This is a genomic window from Parasediminibacterium sp. HNIBRBA5674 (genome assembly GCF_056745525.1).
Window position 1 is genome coordinate 1 of record NZ_JBQWIE010000109.1, and the last position, 453, is coordinate 453.

A 453-nucleotide genomic window follows, 5' to 3' on the forward strand; every position below is an offset into this window, starting at 1 on the left:
TAACGCAAGTTGCTAGTTATAAAATAAGTGAGCATCGAAAAGAGTTTAAAAGTTACCACACTCATCAAACTCAATTAAGATGCTCACTGAAGATAAAATTATAGGAATCTACTGTTTGATAGATGATTTATTGAAAGGAATTAATCATACAGAAGATAGCCGAAGGCGTATCAGTGATAGTGAGGTACTGTTTACAGCCATCATATCGGCTCTTTATTTTGGGGGTCATCAGACCCATGCACTGGGTTATGTAAAGCAAACAAGGCTGGTTCCTCTCATGCTAGACAAGAGCAGGTTTAATAGGCGTCTCCACAGGCTGGAAGCCCTGCTGTTTGCGATGTTCCATCAGGTGGGCAACTACTTTAAGGACGTAAGTTGCGAACGAGACTATGTAATAGATTCTTTCCCAGTGGCTGTTTGCGACAATATCCGCATCAGTAACTGCAAGTTATT

At 40.6% G+C, this 453-nt stretch carries 1 protein-coding gene; it reads left to right on the forward strand.

The genetic code is table 11. The annotated features are described in order from the left end of the window. Window positions 1–79: 79 nt before the first annotated feature. Window positions 80–453, forward strand: a 374-nt coding sequence (locus ACT9TX_RS18475; RefSeq protein ID WP_481340601.1) for a transposase family protein, incomplete at its 3' end; no start/stop codon positions are given.